The 17,810-nt window shown below is 72.0% G+C and carries 15 protein-coding genes and 1 pseudogene; 5 read left to right on the plus strand and 11 right to left on the minus strand.

Translation table 11 applies throughout. The annotated features are described in order from the left end of the window. Positions 1-3 precede the first annotated feature (3 nt). From pstA to J8M50_RS04870, 10 genes and pseudogenes are all read right to left on the minus strand, one after another. Complete coding sequence (gene pstA / locus J8M50_RS04825; protein WP_010355728.1) at positions 4-1,053, minus strand: phosphate ABC transporter permease PstA; 1,050 nt, start codon at positions 1,051-1,053, stop codon at positions 4-6. After that, on the minus strand, positions 1,050-2,042 hold the full coding sequence (gene pstC / locus J8M50_RS04830; RefSeq protein WP_010355729.1) for a phosphate ABC transporter permease subunit PstC: 993 nt from the start codon (positions 2,040-2,042) through the stop codon (positions 1,050-1,052). Before pstC ends, pstA begins: the two co-directional genes overlap by 4 nt. A gap of 101 nt (positions 2,043-2,143) precedes the next feature. Then, complete coding sequence (gene pstS / locus J8M50_RS04835; protein ID WP_010355730.1) at positions 2,144-3,277, minus strand: phosphate ABC transporter substrate-binding protein PstS; 1,134 nt, start codon at positions 3,275-3,277, stop codon at positions 2,144-2,146. Between the two features lie 218 nt (positions 3,278-3,495). Beyond that, a complete protein-coding gene (locus J8M50_RS04840) occupies positions 3,496-3,924 on the minus strand; it encodes an NUDIX hydrolase (RefSeq protein ID WP_010355731.1) in 429 nt (142 codons plus the stop codon). Positions 3,925-3,953: 29 nt separating this feature from the next. After that, positions 3,954-5,141 (minus strand): CHAD domain-containing protein, encoded by a 1,188-nt coding sequence (locus tag J8M50_RS04845; RefSeq protein ID WP_010355732.1) that lies wholly within the window; start codon positions 5,139-5,141, stop codon positions 3,954-3,956. A 100-nt stretch (positions 5,142-5,241) separates the two neighbouring features. Beyond that, positions 5,242-7,626 carry an RNA degradosome polyphosphate kinase gene (locus tag J8M50_RS04850; protein ID WP_078480970.1) on the minus strand — a complete coding sequence of 795 codons (2,385 nt, stop codon included), beginning with the start codon at positions 7,624-7,626 and terminating at the stop codon, positions 5,242-5,244. 307 nt (positions 7,627-7,933) lie between these two features. Next, positions 7,934-9,043 carry an ABC-2 membrane transporter-related protein gene (locus J8M50_RS04855; RefSeq protein ID WP_010355734.1) on the minus strand — a complete coding sequence of 370 codons (1,110 nt, stop codon included), beginning with the start codon at positions 9,041-9,043 and terminating at the stop codon, positions 7,934-7,936. Further along, the gene (locus J8M50_RS04860; protein ID WP_010355735.1) at positions 9,040-10,317 is read right to left on the minus strand and encodes an ABC-2 membrane transporter-related protein; all 1,278 of its coding nucleotides are present in this window, start codon (positions 10,315-10,317) and stop codon (positions 9,040-9,042) included. The genes J8M50_RS04855 and J8M50_RS04860 overlap by 4 nt, the downstream gene beginning before the upstream one ends. After that, positions 10,314-11,222, minus strand: a complete 909-nt coding sequence (locus J8M50_RS04865; RefSeq protein ID WP_010355736.1) for an ABC transporter ATP-binding protein — start codon at positions 11,220-11,222, stop codon at positions 10,314-10,316. The genes J8M50_RS04860 and J8M50_RS04865 overlap by 4 nt, the downstream gene beginning before the upstream one ends. Positions 11,223-11,428: 206 nt before the next feature. Then, positions 11,429-11,794: pseudogene (locus J8M50_RS04870) on the minus strand (GntR family transcriptional regulator); the annotation flags it as partial. 174 nt (positions 11,795-11,968) lie between these two features. Here J8M50_RS04870 and J8M50_RS04875 point away from each other — a divergent pair. The 5 genes from J8M50_RS04875 to J8M50_RS04895 all read left to right on the plus strand — a co-directional run bounded on the left by J8M50_RS04875 (position 11,969) and on the right by J8M50_RS04895 (position 16,700). Further along, a complete protein-coding gene (locus tag J8M50_RS04875; RefSeq protein WP_010355738.1) occupies positions 11,969-12,511 on the plus strand; it encodes an RNA polymerase sigma factor in 543 nt (180 codons plus the stop codon). 139 nt (positions 12,512-12,650) lie between these two features. Beyond that, complete coding sequence (locus tag J8M50_RS04880; protein ID WP_010355739.1) at positions 12,651-13,487, plus strand: cupin domain-containing protein; 837 nt, start codon at positions 12,651-12,653, stop codon at positions 13,485-13,487. A gap of 53 nt (positions 13,488-13,540) precedes the next feature. Then, positions 13,541-14,407 carry an ABC transporter ATP-binding protein gene (locus tag J8M50_RS04885; RefSeq protein ID WP_010355740.1) on the plus strand — a complete coding sequence of 289 codons (867 nt, stop codon included), beginning with the start codon at positions 13,541-13,543 and terminating at the stop codon, positions 14,405-14,407. Further along, a complete protein-coding gene (locus tag J8M50_RS04890) occupies positions 14,404-15,924 on the plus strand; it encodes a hypothetical protein (protein WP_010355741.1) in 1,521 nt (506 codons plus the stop codon). The genes J8M50_RS04885 and J8M50_RS04890 overlap by 4 nt, the downstream gene beginning before the upstream one ends. After that, positions 15,921-16,700, plus strand: a complete 780-nt coding sequence (locus J8M50_RS04895) for a hypothetical protein (protein ID WP_010355742.1) — start codon at positions 15,921-15,923, stop codon at positions 16,698-16,700. Before J8M50_RS04890 ends, J8M50_RS04895 begins: the two co-directional genes overlap by 4 nt. Here the strand turns inward: J8M50_RS04895 and mshD are convergent. Beyond that, positions 16,660-17,577, minus strand: coding sequence for a mycothiol synthase (gene mshD / locus J8M50_RS04900; RefSeq protein ID WP_010355743.1), 918 nt, complete (start codon positions 17,575-17,577; stop codon positions 16,660-16,662). The genes J8M50_RS04895 and mshD overlap by 41 nt on opposite strands. Positions 17,578-17,810 lie beyond the last annotated feature (233 nt).

Consider the following 17,810-nt stretch of genomic DNA (forward strand, 5'->3'; position numbering starts at 1 on the left):
GCGTCAGCGACCGGACTTGGGGGACTTCCAGCGGGCGATGCCGCGCGCCACCAGGTTGAGGATCATCACGAACGCGATCAGCGTCAGAGAGGCGGCCCAGGCACGGTCGAACGCCGCCTCGGAGCCCGCGCTCTGCGAGTACTGCTTGTAGATGTACAGCGGCAGCGACTCCTGCGCACCCTCGAAGGGGTTGTTGTTGATGAACGGGTTGCCGAACACCAGCAGCAGGACGGGCGCGGTCTCGCCGGCGATGCGTGCGATGGAGAGCATGATGCCGGTCGTGATGCCGCCGATCGCGGTGGGGATGACCACCTTCAGGATCGTGCGCCACTTCGGGATACCGAGCGCGAGGGACGCCTCGCGCAGCTCGTTCGGTACGAGCTTGAGCATCTCCTCCGTGGAGCGGACCACCACCGGCATCATGAGGATCGCGAGCGCGAGCGAGCCCGCGAAGCCGAACGGCTCCATGTCGAAGATCAGCATGAGGCTGAGGATGAACAGGCCCGCGACGATCGACGGGATGCCCGTCATGACGTCGACGAAGAAGGTGACGGCCCGGGAGAGGTTGCCGCTCCCGTACTCCACCAGGTAGACGGCGGTGAGCACGCCGACCGGAGCGCCGATCACGGTCGCGAGGCCGACCTGTTCGAGGCTGCCGATGATCGCGTGGTAGATGCCGCCGCCGGGGTCGGTGTCGGCGACGATGCCCATCGAGTGGGAGAGGAAGTAGAAGTCGAGGACCTTGACGCCGCGCTGGACGGTCGCCCACACCAGGGAGGTGAGCGGGACCAGCGCGAGGAGGAAGGCGACCCAGACGAAGCTGGTCGCGACCCGGTCCTTGGCCTGCCGGGGACCCTCGACGCGAGCGGCGATGCCGTACGTGCCGGCGACGAAGAAGACGCCCGCCATCAGCGCCCACTGGATGCTGCTGTCGAGTCCGGCGGCGGCGCTGACACCGAGGCCGAGCGCGACGGAACCGGCGGCGATGGCCCACGGCGTCCACTTGGGGAGGCTGGCCCCGCGCAGGGTGCTCTTGACGGTCGCGGTGCTCATGCGTTGGCCCCCGAGTACTCCTTGCGGCGGGCGATGATCAGCCGCGCCGCGCCGTTGACCAGCAGCGTGATGACGAACAGGACGAGACCGGAGGCGATCAGCGCGTCCCGGCCGAAGTCGTTCGCCTCGCTGAACTTGCTGGCGATGTTCTGGGCGAAGGTGCCGCCGCCGGGGTTGAGGAGGCTGGCGTGGATGTCGAAGTCCGGGGAGAGGACCGTCGCGACGGCCATCGTCTCGCCGAGCGCGCGGCCGAGGCCGAGCATCGACGCGGAGATCACACCGGAGCGGCCGAACGGCAGGACGGCCATGCGGATGACCTCCCAGCGCGTCGCGCCGAGGGCGAGCGCCGCTTCCTCGTGCATCTGCGGGACCTGGCGGAAGACCTCACGGCTGACGTTCGTGATGATCGGCAGGATCATGATCGCCAGTAGGATCGAGACGGTGAGCAGCGAGCGCGCCGGCCCCTCGTCCCACGAGAAGATCCCGGTCCAGCCGAGGTAGTCGTTCAGCCACCCGAACAGGCCGTCCAGGTGCGGTACGAGGATCAGGGCGCCCCACAGGCCGTACACGATGGACGGCACCGCGGCGAGCAGGTCGATCACGTAGGCGATCGGACCGCGCAGCCGGCGGGGGGCGTAGTGGGTGAGGAACAGCGCGATCGAGACGGCGACCGGGACCGCGATGAGCATCGCGATCAGCGACGACACGATCGTGCCGAACGCCAGGACGGCGATGCCGAACTTCGGCGGGACGAGGCTGGTGTTCCACTCGAAGGTGGTGAGGAAGTTGCCGTCGTCCTTGTTGATCGCGAGGACCGCGCGGTAGGTCAGGAAGACCGCGATCGCGGCCATGATGACCAGCAGGAAGATGCCGGAGCCGCGCGAGAGGCCGAGGAAGACCTTGTCGCCGAGGCGGCCCGTGCTCTTCTTCTTGATCACGGGGGCGGGTGCCGTGGGGGGAGGTGTGTCGGTTATCTGCGTCGTGTCCATGTCTGGGTTCTCCGGTCTGCGGGAGCCGGTGGGCTCCGGGCGGCGGTGCACCGGATGGCGCGGCCCGGGGAGTGTCGTACTCCCCGGGCCGCGCCGTCAGATCAGCTCAGGCCCTCGATGGTGGAGCGGACCTTCGTGATGATGGCGTCGGGGATCGGCGCGTAGTCGATGCCGGACAGGAGGCTCTGGCCGTCGGTGGAGGCGACGTAGCGCAGGAACGCCTTCGTGGCGGGCAGCGTGGCGGCCTTGTTGCCCTTGTCGCAGGCGATCTCGTACGTCACCAGGGTGATCGGGTACGCACCCTCGGCCTTGGTGGTGTAGTCGAGCTTCAGCGACAGGTCGGAGCCGGTGCCGACGACCTGCGCGGCGGCGACGGCCTTGGTCGCGCCGTCCGAGGACGCCTTGACCGGGGCAGCCGCGCCGGTGTTGATCGCGACCGCGTTCAGGCCGTCCTTGGCGTACGACAGCTCCATGTAGCCGATCGCGCCGTTGGTCTGCTTGACGCCGCCGGCGACGCCGGAGGAACCCGAGGCGGACTGGCCGCCCTTCGCCTGCCAGGCCTTACCGCCGGAGAAGGTCCAGTCGGACGGGGCGGCGGCCTTGAGGTACTTGGTGAAGTTGTCCGTCGTACCCGACTCGTCCGAGCGGTGGTACGGCTGGATCTTCACGTCGGGGAGCTTCGCGCCCGCGTTCAGCTTCACGATCGCCGGGTCGTTCCACTTGGTGATCTCGCCCTTGAAGATCTTCGCGATCGTGGGAGCGTCGAGCACCAGGTCGGAGACGCCGGAGAGGTTGTACGCGACGGCGATCGGGCCGGCCACCATCGGGAGGTCGATGCCCTGGCCGCCGGAGCAGACCGACTTGGAGGCGGTGATCTCCTCGGGCTTCAGCGGGGAGTCCGAACCGGCGAAGGCGACCGTGCCCTGGTTGAACGCGGTGATGCCCGCGCCGGAACCCTGGCCCTTGTAGTTGATCTGGACGCCGGGGCAGGCCTGGGTGAAGTTCTTCACCCACGCGCCGATCGCGTTCTTCTGCGCGGAGGAGCCGTCGGCGAGGAGCTGGCCCTTGGCGCCGTCGCACTTGACCGAGCCCGCGTTGTTCGACGCGGCCGAGGAGCTGGTGTCGCTGCCCTTCGAGCCGGTGTCGTCCGAGCCGCACGCCGTGAGGGCCAGGGCGCCGGAGACGGCGAGAGCGCCGAGAGCGAGTGCCCGCCGGTTCTTGCGCTGAAGCTTCACTTGAAAGAGATCCTTCCGAGAGCCGCCGTCCTGAATCCGGCGGCGTGCGAGGCGAAGACTGTGCGGCCCGGAAACGTCCGTCGTGCTGCGTTCCGTGCCGTGTAAGGCCGAAATTAAGCAGATCAGGTGAAGGCGCCAATGGGCCCATATGAACGGCGGGTGAACCCCTGAAGGCGGTGTGGTTAGGTCACGGAACGCTTACGTCGAGGACACGAATGTCACGTCCACGACACCGTAGAGCGCCTGATCGCCGTCAGCAGCGCGTCCACGAGGTCCTTGTCCCTCGGATGGGTCAGGCGGTTCCTGGCTGCGGCAGGGGGGAGCCACAGGATGCGGTCCACCTCGTCGTTCGGCACGAACGCGCCCTGAATCGCCTCCGCCGCCCAGTACTGCACCACTTTCGGGCGCCCGTTCACCTCGTACGCGAGCGTGAGCAGCCGGGCCCCCGGCCGCGCCGCGTACCCCGTCTCCTCCTCGACCTCACGCAGTGCGCCGTCCAGGGGGGTCTCGTCGCGCTTGAGCTTGCCCTTCGGGTGCGACCAGTCGTCGTACTTGGGGCGATGGACGAGGCACACCTCCAGGTCCTCGTCGATGGGGGACGTGCGCCACAGGACGCAGCCCGCTGCCTGGATGGTGGCCTCGGTCATGTTTCTGCCTGTCTCTGCCTGTCTCTGCCTTACGACGACGGCGTCAGCGTTCGTGCCTGCCAGCTCTGTTGGAACGCGTACCGGGCGGCCTCGACCTCGTGCCGCTGGTCCGCGTGCAGGACGCCCAGCGCGTACGCCGTCGCCGGGGCGATCCTCGGGGTGCGGGCCGCGTGCGCCGCCGCTGCCGCTGCCTCCGACGCGTCCCGGTGGCGGTCCAGGGCCTCGCCGGACTGGATCAGGCGGGCGTCCTGGAGGGACTCGCCGTGCAGGACCTCCAGGGCGTACCGGTGCAGGCGCAGCAGCAGGCGGACCTGGTGCCAGGGGGTGTCCTGCGGGTGCGGGGCCGTCTCCGGGGAGAGGCCGTGGATCAGGGCCTCCGCGTTGTACGGGTGGCCCGCCGTGAGCAGCGGGAGGCCCGTGATCGCCGCTGTCAGGCGCTCCTCCGCCGCGCCTGACAGGTGGGCCAGGGGGGTGCTCTGGGCGCCTGGGGTCAGGGGGACTTCGCTGGCGAGTAAGGCGATCTTGTCGGCTACCGCGTGGAAGCGGCTCGATCCCAGGGCCTGGAGGGCGGTGCTGTGGGCTCGGGTGCGGGCGAGGGTCAGCTGGCGGTCGAGGAGGGCGCCGGCTTTGGCCGCGCCTACGGTTAGGGCGGGACGGTCGGGGGTGGGTGTGCGGGAGGTGGGGGTGGCGGGGCCTGTGGGGGTGGCCTTCGTGCCGGGTTCCGGCGCCAGGGGCGTACCCGTCGGGGTGTCCGGGTGGTCGGTGCCGGGTGTGTCGGCCGGGGGCGTCAGCGTCGTACGGCTGCTCGCCGTGGCGCTTCTGCGGGCTGGCGGTGACGGCTGTTCCGGCAGGGCGGGGGCGCCCGAGAGGCGGTGCAGGGCGAGGAGGAGGCGCTCCAGGCGGGCCTCGCACGCGTGCTCCTGCGCGAGCGTGCCGGAGAGCCAGGCCAGTTCGGGGCGGATCTGCTCGGCCCAGTCGGGGTCGAGGAGCGGGCGGAACGTGTGCAGGCTCCCGCTGATCCGCCGTGCGGAACGGCGCAGCGCGCGGGCCGCGTCCAGGGACTCGTCCACGGGGGCCGCGCCCGCACCGGTCTCCCGGTGCAGGCGCAGCGCCCGCAGGAACTCGGTCGCCTGCGCGCGGAGGTAACCGGCGAGTACGTCGCCTCTCACGAGCGCGAGCCCGTCCCCCCTGCCGTCGGACGGTCCCCCGGTCACCACGTCACTCCTCCCCCTGGCCTGTGCCCCGGTCGGTCCGCCACCGAGGCCCCCGGCGTTCGGTCCCCCGGCCGGGGCGCTCGTGGTGGCGTGGCCCGTCAGGTCATGGTGTCGCTGTGCCACGCCGGCGCCTCCGGGCGTCTATGAACATCTCCTGGATGTTGCGCAGGGGCTGGCCGTCGGCGTCGGTGGCGTGCCGGGTCCACTCGCCGTCGGGGCCGAGGTGCCAGGAGGCGGTCGTGTCGGACATGCCGGTCTCCAGCATGCGGTTGAGGGCGGCGCGGTGACCGGGGTCGGTGACCCGCACGAGCGCCTCGATACGCCGGTCCAGGTTGCGGTGCATCATGTCGGCGCTGCCGAACCACACCTCGGGTTCGCCGCCGTTGCCGAAGGCGAAGACGCGGGAGTGCTCCAGGAACCGGCCCAGGATCGACCGTACGCGGACGTTCTCCGAGAGCCCGGGTACGCCGGGGCGGATCGCGCAGATGCCCCGCACCCACACGTCGACCGGCACGCCGGCCTGCGAGGCCCGGTACAGCGCGTCGATGATCGCCTCGTCGACCATCGAGTTGACCTTGATCTTGACGTACGCCGGCCGGCCCGCGCGGTGGTGCTGGGTCTCCTTGTCTATGCGGGAGACCAGCCCGTCCCGCAGCGACTTCGGCGCGGTCAGCAGCCGGCGGTACGTCTCGCGGCGCGAGTACCCGGAGAGCCGGTTGAACAGGTCGGACAGGTCCGCGCCGACCTGCGGGTCGGCGGTGAGCAGCCCGAGATCCTCGTACAGCCGTGCCGTCTTCGGGTGGTAGTTGCCCGTGCCGACATGGCTGTAGCGGCGCAGCGTGTCGCCCTCCTGCCGGACGACGAGCGACAGCTTGCAGTGCGTCTTCAGCCCGACGAGGCCGTATACGACATGGCAGCCGGCCTCCTCCAGCTTCTTCGCCCACTTGATGTTCGCGTGCTCGTCGAACCGCGCCTTGATCTCGACGAGGACCAGCACCTGCTTGCCGGACTCCGCCGCGTCGATCAGCGCGTTGACGATCGGCGAGTCACCGGACGTCCGGTACAGCGTCTGCTTGATCGCGAGGACGTCCGGGTCCTCCGCCGCCTGCTCGATGAACGCCTGCACGGACGTCGAGAAGCTGTCGTACGGGTGGTGCAGCAGCACGTCCCGCTCGCGCAGCGCCGCGAAGATGTCCGGCGCGGACGACGACTCCACCTCGGCGAGGTCCCGGTGCGTGCCCGCGATGAACTTGCGGTACTTCAGCTCGGGCCGGTCCAGGCCGTGGATGCGGAACAGGCCGGTCAGGTCGAGCGGACCCGGCAGCGGATACACCTCCGCCTCGGAGACCTTCAGCTCGCGCACCAGCAGGTCGAGCACCTCGCGGTCGATGGACTCCTCGACCTCCAGGCGCACCGGCGGGCCGAAGCGGCGCCGCATGAGCTCCTTCTCCAGCGCCTTGAGCAGGTTCTCCGCGTCGTCCTCCTCGACCTCCAGGTCCTCGTTGCGGGTGAGGCGGAACGCGTGGTGCTCCAGCACCTCCATCCCCGGGAACAGCTCCTCCAGGTGCGCGCCGATGACGTCCTCGATCGGCACGTACCGCCCGGGCGAGCTCTCCAGGAACCGCGACAGCAGCGGCGGCACCTTCACGCGCGCGAAGTGCTTGTGCCCGCTGACCGGGTTGCGCACGACGACCGCGAGGTTCAGCGAGAGGCCGGAGATGTACGGGAAAGGATGCGCCGGGTCGACCGCCAAAGGGGTGAGGACGGGGAAGATCTGGTGCCGGAACAGCGTGAACAGCCGCGCCTGTTCCTTCTCCGTCAGCTCCGCCCAGCGGACCAGGTGGATGCCCTCCTCCGCGAGCGCGGGGGCGACGTCCTCGTGGTACGTGGCGGCGTGCCGGGCCATCAGCTCGCGCGAGCGCGCCCAGATCATCTCCAGCACCTCGCGCGGCTGGAGCCCCGACGCCGAGCGCGTCGCCACGCCGGTCGCGATACGCCGCTTGAGCCCTGCCACCCGGACCATGAAGAACTCGTCCAGGTTGCTCGCGAAGATGGCCAGGAAGTTGGCCCTCTCCAGCAGCGGCGTGTTCGGGTCCTCGGCCAGCTCCAGCACCCGCTCGTTGAACGCGAGCCAGCTGCGCTCCCGGTCGAGGAACCGGCCCTGCGGGAGTTCGTCCCCGTCCCCGCTCTCCTCGTACGCGTCGAGATCGGCGTCGATGTCGGGTTCCAGGTCGGACACCGTCGAGGGGGAGACCGTATGCGGGCGGTGCGCCGCTATGGATCCCACCGAGGGCTGTGCGTACTGGGCTTCTGCCTGGGCGTTTGACTGGGTGCTGGACTGGCTCATAAACCCATTCTTCCGCGCATGGGGCAGGACGGGCGCGTCGGAGCGTGCGGGAGGGAGGGGGGTGGCGTCGCCTGCGGAGGGCGGATGCGTGGGGGGCAGACCCTCTGGCGGCGGCGAAGGCTCGGGCACGGCCTGGTTCATTGCCCGAGCCTCGCAAGCTCGTCTGAATCGCCGGTTACGGAGACATGACGTGCGGGATAGCGGGGGGTGTTCGGGCGGGGTGGCAGTTGGGGCGGCGGTTGGGGCGGCGGCCGGCGCGGGCCGGGTCGCCGCCCGGGAAAGCCGTTGGTGACGGCCCCGGCCCCTCGTCCAGGATGGAACACCACGCCGTACGCCGCACAGCCCGCCGGGGGTCCCACCATGTCCGCGCCCTCCTCCCTGCCCGAGGAGACGGTTCTCGTCTTCGACCGGGACGAGGAACTCTTCGCCTACCCCTCCCTCACTCATGTCACGGACCACCTGGAGGCGATGGACGTGGAGGACGCGGAGTACCCGGCGGTGTACCTCCCGGACGGCCGCGTTCTGGAGCTGTCCGCGCCTGACGGGTACGAGGGGCCGGTGCTCCTCCACCGGACCGACCGGACCGATCTGGCCGACCTTGAGCGTCGGACGGCTCGGTACTGGGCGCGGTACGGGCAGCGCTACTGGCCCGGCGCCGCTCCTCTCGGCCCCGAGGAGACGGCCCGCCTCCTGCTTGCCCCCGAGGAGCGGTCCGGCGGTGGAGTGTCCAGAAGGCTGCTGCGGTGGCTGCTGCGGCGACCGTGAGGACCAGGCCCGTCTCCATGAGGTGCAGGGGCCAGAAGTGGGACTTCGGGTGGTAGGTCGTCGTGGTGCCGTGGGTGCCGAGGACCCAGGAGCTGTTCAGGAGGCCGGGGTCTACGGCCTCCGTCGGGCGCGTCACCGACGGCCAGAGATGGGGGCGGACGGTGAACACGATCCACTGGACCAGCGCCGTCCCCCCGAACGCCGTCCCCAGCGCCGGCAGCGTACGGCCCGTCAGCAGCGCCGCGAGCACCCCCACCGCCAGCCCGCACAGCGCGTACGCCGTCGCCGCCGGCCCGCTCGCCACGAACGCCCCCGCCTCCGACCAGCCCCTGTTGTAGAGCAGAGCGTCGGACGCGCCCCGGTTCCAGCGGTACACGGCGATGAGGGCGGCCGAACCCGCGCCCACCGCCAGCGCCGGCACCGCCAGCTTCGCCGCCAGCCAGCGCGCCGGCGACACCCCCTGCGTCCACGCGAGATGCGCCGTACCGGACTCCAGTTCCCGCCCCACCAGCGCCCCGCCCGCGAACGCGGCGACCGCGAGGGAGGCGTACCCGATCAGCAGGCCCGCCCGGTCCAGCCGGACGCTGTACAGGTGCGCCCGGTAGGGCAACGTGCAGTCGTCGCCGCAGGTCCGCCCGTAGTCGAGGATCGACCGCGCGTCGACCTCGCCGCTCCAGACCAGCCACCCCAGGGTCACCACCACGAACGCGGCCCAGAGCAGCAGCGCCGTGCGGTGCAGCCGCAGGACGGTCCGCGGCAGGCCCCCGCGGGCCGGGGTGAGGGTGGCGCTCATACGGTGACCTCCTTGAGAGCGGCGCTCCGGACGGCGCCGGGCCCGGTGTTCGCGGGCGCGCTGCTCCTGGCCGGCCCGTAGGTACGGCGCAGGACGAGGAACGCGGCCAGGGCCAGCAGCCCGGCGACGGCCAGGACGAACCCCGTCGCCGCGAACTGGAGCGGCCAGAAGTGGGACTCGGGGTGGTACGTCACGTAGAGCCCGGCCCCGTCGACCTTGTCGTACACGGCCTGACAGGAGGCGCCCCCGTCCTCCGGGAGGACCGGCCCGCACCCGGGGTCCGCGACGTGCGCCCCGGAGGACGTGACGACCCCGGCGGCCACTTCGAGCCCCGAACTCCGGTACCCCGCGTGGAGGCCGGTCGTATCGGTGACCGTCGGCCACAGGTACGGCGTCACCCGGACCGTCACCTCCCGGACCACGAGCGCGATCCCCGCGCCGACGGCCAGCGCGGGCAGCGTCCGGCGGCACAGCAGCGCCGCGAGCGCCCCGCCCGCGAGCCCGGCGAGGACCAGCGCGACGGCCGCGGGGCCGTTGGTGAACAGGGTGTCGTCCTCGTACCACTGCCCCATGTGCACGGACTCGCTGTCGCCCGCCTGCCAGGTCAGCCGGTGCAGCACGACCAGGAGCCCTGTCCCGACGGTGAGCAGGACGGCCGACGCGAGCAGCCCGCCGCCCAGCCAGCGGGCCGGGGTGACGCCCTGACTCCAGGTCAGCCGCGCGGTCCCGCTCTCCAGGTCCCGCCCGAAGAGCGCGGCCCCGGACCAGGCGCCCACGACGAGCGGGAGGGCGAACAGGGCGGTCGTCGCGTACCCGAACAGGTCGTCGTGCCTGAGGATCGCGCCCTCGCCGTACCGCGCGGTCCGCAGCGCCCCGTCGACGAAGGGGATCCAGCCTGCGAGCTGAAGGGCGGCGAGGAGGAGGACGAGGGCGAGCCAGCTGGCCAGGGCGGGGCGGTGGAGGCGCAGGAGCCAGCGGAGGTGGGCGGTTGTGGGGTGGGGCGAGGGTGTTGCGGTGTGGGGGTGGGCGGCTGCGGGGGAGGGGGTGTTCGGCGTGCTGCGGAGGTGGTTCGGCGGGGTCGTGGGGTCGTCCGGCGGGGTCGTGGGGTCGTCCGGCGGGGTTGCGAGGTGGCTCGGCGAGGGTGTTGCGGCGTGGGAGTGGCCGGTTGTGGGGGAGGGGGCGTTCGGCGTGCTGCGGAGGTCGTCCGGCGGGGCCGCGAGGTCGTCCGGCGGGGTGTGGGACGGGTCCGGTGTGTCCTGGGGCTGTGTCGTCATGCCGCCGCCCTCGCTGTCGGGGCGGGGTGGGGCAGCGGAGGTGTGCCGGGGTTGCGGAGGTGGGCCAGGAGCAGTTCCTCCAGGGACGGCCGGGTCGTGCGCCAGTCGGGGGTGAGGGGGCCCTGGGGGCGGATCAGTGCGGTGAGCTGGCGGCCCGTCGTGCGGGATTCGACGACCGTGTGCGGGGCGAGGTCGGGGCCCTCCGCCGGGCCCTGCACCCGGACGTGGGCGTCGAGGAGGTCGTCGATCTCGCCGGCGAGGCGGATTTGGCCGCCGCCGACCAGGAGGAGGTGGTCGCAGGAGTCCTCCAGCTCGGCCACCACGTGCGACGACATCACGATCGTCGTCCCGAACCGCGCGGCCTGCGACATCAGCGTGGCCATCAGCTCGTGCCGGGCCAGCGGGTCGAGGTCAGCCATCGGCTCGTCCAGCAGGAGCAGGTCGGGGCGCTTGCCGAGGGCCAGCGCGAGGGCGACGCGCGTCCGCTGACCTCCCGACAGCGATCTGATGCGCTGGTCCGGATCGAGATCCTGGGCCGTCGCCACCCGCTGCGCGGTCTCCGCGTCCCACCGCGCGGGGTTCAGGTCGGCGCCCATCCGCAGCGTCTGCGCCACCGTCAACTGCGGGTACAGCGGCTTGTCCTGCGCGACGTAACCCACCCGGGTCCGGGCGGACGCGGCGTCTGTGCCGAGCACGGTCAGCTCCCCTTCCGTCGGGGGAAGCAGGCCCGCCGCGAGCGCGAGCAGCGTCGACTTCCCCGCGCCGTTCGGACCGACCATCGCGCAGACCCGGCCCGCGGGGAGGGAGAAGGAGCAGTCGTGCAGAGCCCAGGCACTCCGGCGGCCGAAGCGTTTGCCGAGGCCGGTGGCGGTGAGGGCGGGGGGCTGGGGTTCGGCGGTGGTCATGGTCGGTCCCCCTTGAGGGTCGCGGATGGTACGGATTCGGCTTGTTCGGGTGCTTCTGCTCTGTTGATCGGATCTGCCCCCTCGATCGGTTCTGTCCTGCCGGAAGAATTTGAGAAATCTCCGGAATCCGATGAATGAGCAGGTTGTGAGGGGTCGGACGGAGAGGGGGAGTAAGGGGAGTCCCGGCCGGACCTCGGTGCGGAGTACTCGTCGAGCACGGCGGTGAAGAGAGCGGCCACGTCCTCCCGGTCCAGGCCGGCCTCCCGGGCCCGGTCCGCCCAGCCGTCGAGTTCGCGGCGCAGCGGGGAGTCGTCGGCGGGGGCGGTGCCGAGGGTGCGGCGGACGAAGGTGCCCAGCCCTCGGCGGGCCTCGACCAGCCCCTCGCGTTCCAGTTCCCGGTACGCCTTCAGCACCGTGTTCGGATTGATGGCGGTCGCCTCGACGACCTCACGGGCCGTGGGGAGCCGGTCGCCGGGGCGGAGCAGGCCGAGGCGCAGGGCCTGCTTGGTCTGCTGGACGATCTGGACGTAGGTGGCCACGCCGCTGTGCCGGTCGATGCGGTATTCGACCACGGGTTCCACCACCCTTTCACTAATTGAGTAGTGAAAGGGTGGTGGAACGGGGCCGGTTCGTCAAGCGCCGGAAGAAACCGCAGGTCGGAGGCGCCCCACGGGGCGCTATATAAGGGGACAAAAAAATTTCCGCAGATCGTGAACCGATCGGCGAGGTCGAAGCGATGAGGGGGTGTGAGCGAAACGAGAAGTGACGGAGAGCTGCTGCGGGCCATCGCCGCAGACGGGGACCGTCACGCCTTCGAGGAGCTGTACCGGCGGTACGCGCCGTGGCTGGCCGCTCGGTTGCGCAGCCGCTGCTCGGACTCCGGGACGGTGGACGACGTCGTGCAGGAGACGTTTCTCGCGGTGTGGCGGGGCAAGGCCCGGTACCACGAGGAGGGGGACGTCGCGGGCTGGCTGTGGCGCATCGGGGCGAGACGTCTCGTGGACGCCCTGCGCCGCGACGGCGCCCGGGGCCGGATCCGCCAGGCCCTCGCCCGACTGCGCCATCGCGACGAGGTGTCCGCGGAGGACCGCGTCCTCACGGGGGTGGAACACGGCGACCTCGCCGGCGCCCTGGCCCGCCTCTCACCGGAACTGCGCGCGGCCCTTCAGGCCACGGTCATCGACGGCCTGAGCACCAGAGAGGCGGCGGCCCTGCTGGGCATCCCGGCGGGGACGGTCAAGACACGGGCGATGCGAGCCCGCAAACAGCTGAGGGAGGCGCTGACGTGAGGGGGACGACGAACGAGGGTGCCAGAGGGGGCGCGGTGACGGGGTTGCGCTGGATCGGCGAGGGCGTGGCGACGGAGCCGGGCCGGAGCGGTCGGGGCGCAGTGACGGGGTCGGGTCGGATCGACAAAAGGAGCGCGGCATGAGCTGGCATGTCGGTGATGAGGAACTGCGGGCCTACGCGCGGGGCGAGCTGGCGGCGCCGCTGCTGTGGTCGACGGACACGCACCTCGCGGCGTGCGCGCAGTGCCGGGCCACGCTCGCGCGGGAAGCCGACCCGGTCGCGCTGGACGTCGGCTGGGAGCGGCTGGACGCGGAGCTGGACGCGCCAAGGCGGGGGGTGTTCGAGGGGCTGCTCGTACGGTTCGGGGTCTCCGACAGCACCGCGCGGCTGCTGACGGCGACGCCGATCCTGCGCCGCTCCTGGTTCCTCGCGGTGTTGTCGGTCCTGGTGATGACGATCGTGATGGTCCGTACGGCCGACAACCCGGCGCTCTTCCTGGCGCTCGCGCCGCTGCTGCCGCTGGCGGGTGTGGCCGTGTCGTTCGGCCGGGCCCTGGACCCGACGTACGAGATGGCGATGGTCGCCCCGGTGCACGGCTTCCGGCTCCTGATGATCCGTACGGTCGCCGTCCTCACCGCGAGCCTCGCCTTCAACGGCCTCGCGACCCTGGCCCTCCCGGGGTACGGCCTGCTGGCGCTGGCCTGGCTCCTGCCGGCGCTGGCGCTGACGACGACGGGCCTGGCCCTGACCGCCCGCCTCGGCGCGGTGATCGCGCCGGTCCTGACCTGCGCCACCTGGGTCGGGATCCTCCTGTTCGCCAAGTCCCGCCCGCACGAGACGCTGGCGCCCTTCACCACACCGGGCCAGCTCGCCGCCGCCGCGGTGGCCCTGGTCGCCGCGTTCGCGCTCTACCGCTCACGGGACCGCTTCGACATCCGCCCGATGGGCGGCTTCCAGGAAGGAGGGGCGATGTGACACCGCGCAGGACACCCCGCCCCACCGACCACGACACCACCTGAGAGGACCCCATGACCGGGACCACGACACTGACGGCGACAGACCTTTCCCTGCGCTACGGCGGCACCCGCGCCCTGGACGGCGTCTCCCTGAGCCTCGGCCGGGGGGTCACCGGCCTGCTGGGCCCCAACGGCGCGGGCAAGACGACGCTGCTGAGGGTGCTGGCGACCGCGGTGCCCCCGGACGGCGGGGAGTTCAGGGCGCTGGGCCACGACCCGCGCACGTCGGCCGGCCGGCTGGGACTGCGCCGGGCGCTCGGCTACCTGCCGCAGAACCCCGGCTTCCACCCGGACTTCACGGCCTTCGAGTTCGTCGACTACGTCGCGATCCTCAAGGAGCTGAACGACCGGGGGACGCGGATCAAGGAGGTGCGGCGCGTGCTGGAGGCCGTCGACCTGAGCGACGTGCGCAAGACGCGCCTGAAGAGGCTGTCCGGCGGGATGCGGCAGCGGGTCGCGCTCGCGGCGGCGCTCGTCGGCGACCCGGGACTGCTCGTGCTGGACGAACCGACCGTCGGACTCGACCCCGAACAGCGCATGCGGTTCCGGGAGTTGATCGCGCAGGCGGGCGAGGGCCGGACGGTCCTGCTGTCGACGCACCAGACGGAGGACGTGGCGATGCTGTGCCACCGCGTGATCGTGATGACCCGGGGCCGCGTCCGCTTCGAGGGCACCCCCGCCGACCTGACCGCGCGAGCGGCCGGCCGGGTCTGGAGCAGCGTCGAGCGGGACCCGGCGGCGCGGGCCGGCTGGCGCACCGGCACCGGCAGCTTCCGCAACATCGGCGACCCCCCGCAGGGCGCCGAACTCCTCGAACCCACCCTGGAGGACGGCTACTTGCTCACCCTGGACGGCGAGAGCGCGGAGGCGTCGGCATGAGCACCCTGACCGCGACCCCCACCACGGTGGCCGAGCCGAAGAACCCCGGCCCCCGCCGGCTCGCCCCGGTCCTCGCCCTGGCCCGCTTCGAGGCCCGCGAACTCCTCCTCCAGGTCCCCGTGGTGCTCTTCGGGCTCCTCTGGCTCACCTTCACCGTCGTCAAGCTGGTGCGGGACGAGGGGATGGACGACTTCCCGATCCTCCACATGGTGGACCGGGACACCCAGGCACTCCCGCAGTTCTTCTCCATCGCGATCCTGGTCGCCGTCAACTCGGCGGTGCTGCGCGCCCGCAGGAACAAGACGGACGAGCAGTTCTCGATGCTGCCGATGGAACCCTGGGCCCGCGCGCTGGCCCACACCCTGTCGGTCGTGCCGTACGCCCTGTTCACCGCGCTGGTCGTCGGCGTCGACTTCGGGACGGCGGCGATCAGGCCGGGCGCGGTGGGGTCGGGGTCGGTCGCCGAGCTGGCGGTGGGTCCGCTGACGGTGATGTTCGCGGGGCTCATCGGGATACTGCTGGCGGGGCTGTGGCCGCTGACGTTCGTGCCGATACTGATCGTGGCGGTCGTGTACGTGGCGGTCGTGGAGTCGGTGTCGCTGGACGGCAGCTGGACGAGCTGGTTCTCCCCGGTCGTCGTCGAGAACACGAACGGCATCCCGGTCCCCTCGAACCTCCTGGACCGGCACTCCGGCTGGCACGCGCTCTACCTGCTGGCCCTGTGCGTGCTGCTCGCCTGCGTGGCGATGCTCGTCAAGGGGGGCCGCAGCGTGGCGCTCAAGGCGGCGGCGGTGCTGGCCCTCGCGGTCACCGTCGTCGCCGGGCTCGGCCAGCGGCCGGGGGACCAGACAGCGCTGGCGGAGGCACGGCGGACGGCGTCCGAGCACCCGGAGAAGGTGCAGTCGTGCGCGGAGTACGACGGGTCGACGTACTGCTCGTTCCCGGAGTGGAACAGCCAGCGGGCGCAGTGGGCGAAGGTCGTGGACCGGGTCCGGGCAGGCGCCGGGGTCGCGACACCGCTGACGGTGCGCCAGCGCATCGACGTCACCGACGGGATCGGCGGCGACTACACACTGACGCCCCGGCCCGGCGCCGCCCAGGCCACGGTCGGCACCCGCTGGGGCGGCAACCGGGTCCCCGAGTTCGCGGTCGGTGTGGCGTCCGTGCTGGTCGCCGGGTCGGAGAAGGCGGCGGAGAACCTGTGCGGCGCGCGCGGAGTGACCGTCCTGTGGCTGGCGCTGGGGAACGACCCCACCCCCGAGGACACGTTCAGGGGCCTCCGGCTGGATGACAGCACGGTGGGTTCCGCCATCGTCCGCTCCACCACCGACTCGGTCTCCATGACGGCCCAGCAGACCGACGTCGTCAACAGCCTCCTGGCCCGCCCCCGCACCGAGGTCACGGCGGCGGTCAAGGCCCACTGGACCGAGCTGACCTCCCCGAGGACGACCACGGCGGACGCGGCGCGCCTGCTGGGCGTCGAGGCGCCGAAGGGAGCGGAGACGTGCGGCGAGTGAGGAACAACGAAGAGAAGACCCGGAACCCGATGCCGACGACCACGACTCCGACGACCACGACTCCACCGCGCCTGAACTGGCGGTCCCTCCCCGCCCTCGCCCTCCCCACCTGGCGCTCCACCCCCCGCCTCGCCCCCGCCCTCGCGGCCGGCGCCGGGCTGCTGCTCGCCGCCTCGACGCGCATCGCGGACACACCCCCCGACGCCCTCTCCGCCCTGAACCTCCTGAGGGTCACCGCTCTCCTGGGCGCCCTGGCGCTGGCGTTCCTGCTGGACGACCGCTCGCGCAGCACCACGGAGACGACGCCGACGCCCCGCCCCCTGAGGGTGGCCCTGAGGCTCGCGCCCGTACTCCCGCTGGCGGCGCTGTGGTGGACGGCGGCGGTGTTCCTCATCCCCGCAGGCTCACGCCCCGCGCTGCTCCCCCTCACCCTGGAAGCCGCCGCGATGGCGACGACGGCCCTGGCGCTGGCGACCGCGAGGATCCGCTTCACGGACGTCGCGGCACCGGGCGGCGCGGCGGCCATAGGGACGCTCGCGGCGATGGCCGCAGCCGCGGTGATCCCCGCGAGGTGGGGCCTGTTCGCACTGCCGGCCGAGCCGCACTGGCCGGGCGCGCACTGGAGGTGGGCGCTGGTGCTGGCGGTGACCGCGCTGGCGTGCGCGGCGTGGACCCCGCAGCCGCTCGAACGCGGGGCCCCGCAGTGGCTGAAGAACCTCGGCAGGCCGAAGGACCTCAGCTCTCCGCGCGGTACATCAGGTCCGTCTCATGCGTGAGGAACCCGAGCCGTTCGTACACGGAGACCGCCGCCTTGTTGTCCGCGTCGACGTACAGCATGGCGGTCGGCAGACCCTGGCCCGCGAGGTGGCGCAGCCCGATCGTGGTGAGGGACTTGCCGAGCCCGCCACCCTGGACGCCGGGGCGCACGCCGAGGACGTACACCTCGCCGAGCTGCTCGGCCGCGTGGACCTTCGTCCAGTGGAAGCCGATCAACTCGTCGCTCCGGAAGGCGAGGAAGAACCCGGCGGGGTCGAACCACGGCTCGGCGATGCGCGCGTCGAGGTCGCGCTGGGTGAGGGAGCCCTGCTCGGGGTGGTGCGCGAAGGCGGCGGCGTTCAGGTCGAGCCAGTCGGCGTCGTCCTTGCCGGGGACGAAGGCGCGGACGGTGACGCCGGCGGGGAGGACCGGGTCGGGGAGGTGCAGGTCTGTCAGGGGGCGGCGCATCTGCCGGAGTTCGCGGAACAGCGTGAGACCGAGGACCTGGGCGAGATGCCGGGCGGCGGGATGCCCGCCGTGCGCCCACACACGCAGCCGCTTGCCAGTCGCGCTCAGCAGCGCCGTACCGAGGACGCGCCCGTGCCCGTGACCCCGGTGCGTGGGGTGGACGACGAGTTCGGCGGCCGGTGCCTCGACGGGGTCGGTGTCCTCCAGCTGGGCGTAGCCGACGAGTTCGGGGCCGGTGGACAGGAGCAGGTGGGAGATGCCCTCGCGGGCGCCCCCGCGCAGGTTCAGCCGCCCCTGCTCGGACACCGCCTGCTGACCGTCGGCGCGAGCGGCGTCCCCGAGCAGGGCGAGAACGGCGTCGATCTGCTCGGGGTCGAGGACGGGCAGGGTCTCAAGGGATCGGGGCCGTACGGAGTCGTCGCTGGTCATGCGTACGAGGGTACGGGGAGGGGGCGGGAGGGCACCCGCGTACGCCGCGCGACCGCACCCCGTACGCCGCCGCACTCACCCCCGTACGCCGCCGCACCCGCCCCGGCCTGCCCGCGCCGCGGCGCCGTACGCAAAGGGCGGGGCAAAGGGAAACCAGGATGTAACCATGAACCCCCTGTCGTGCTACGCGCGTTGAATCTAGGCTGCGCCGGACGGGGCCACATGTTCCTAGC

This window comes from Streptomyces acidiscabies, assembly GCF_020010905.1.
Taxonomy (GTDB): domain Bacteria; phylum Actinomycetota; class Actinomycetes; order Streptomycetales; family Streptomycetaceae; genus Streptomyces; species Streptomyces acidiscabies.

Bases quoted from the DNA above. Each gene is read 5' to 3' on its own strand.
- J8M50_RS04865 (WP_010355736.1), bottom strand. From the start codon at position 11,222: ATGACCACCGCCGAACCCCAGCCCCCCGCCCTCACCGCCACCGGCCTC.
- J8M50_RS04855 (WP_010355734.1), bottom strand. From the start codon at position 9,043: ATGAGCGCCACCCTCACCCCGGCCCGCGGGGGCCTGCCGCGGACCGTC.
- J8M50_RS04840 (WP_010355731.1), bottom strand. From the start codon at position 3,924: ATGACCGAGGCCACCATCCAGGCAGCGGGCTGCGTCCTGTGGCGCACG.
- mshD (WP_010355743.1), bottom strand. From the start codon at position 17,577: ATGACCAGCGACGACTCCGTACGGCCCCGATCCCTTGAGACCCTGCCC.
- pstA (WP_010355728.1), bottom strand. From the start codon at position 1,053: ATGAGCACCGCGACCGTCAAGAGCACCCTGCGCGGGGCCAGCCTCCCC.
- J8M50_RS04860 (WP_010355735.1), bottom strand. From the start codon at position 10,317: ATGACGACACAGCCCCAGGACACACCGGACCCGTCCCACACCCCGCCG.
- J8M50_RS04880 (WP_010355739.1), top strand. From the start codon at position 12,651: ATGAGCTGGCATGTCGGTGATGAGGAACTGCGGGCCTACGCGCGGGGC.
- J8M50_RS04885 (WP_010355740.1), top strand. From the start codon at position 13,541: ATGACCGGGACCACGACACTGACGGCGACAGACCTTTCCCTGCGCTAC.
- J8M50_RS04850 (WP_078480970.1), bottom strand. From the start codon at position 7,626: ATGAACCAGGCCGTGCCCGAGCCTTCGCCGCCGCCAGAGGGTCTGCCC.
- pstC (WP_010355729.1), bottom strand. From the start codon at position 2,042: ATGGACACGACGCAGATAACCGACACACCTCCCCCCACGGCACCCGCC.
- J8M50_RS04890 (WP_010355741.1), top strand. From the start codon at position 14,404: ATGAGCACCCTGACCGCGACCCCCACCACGGTGGCCGAGCCGAAGAAC.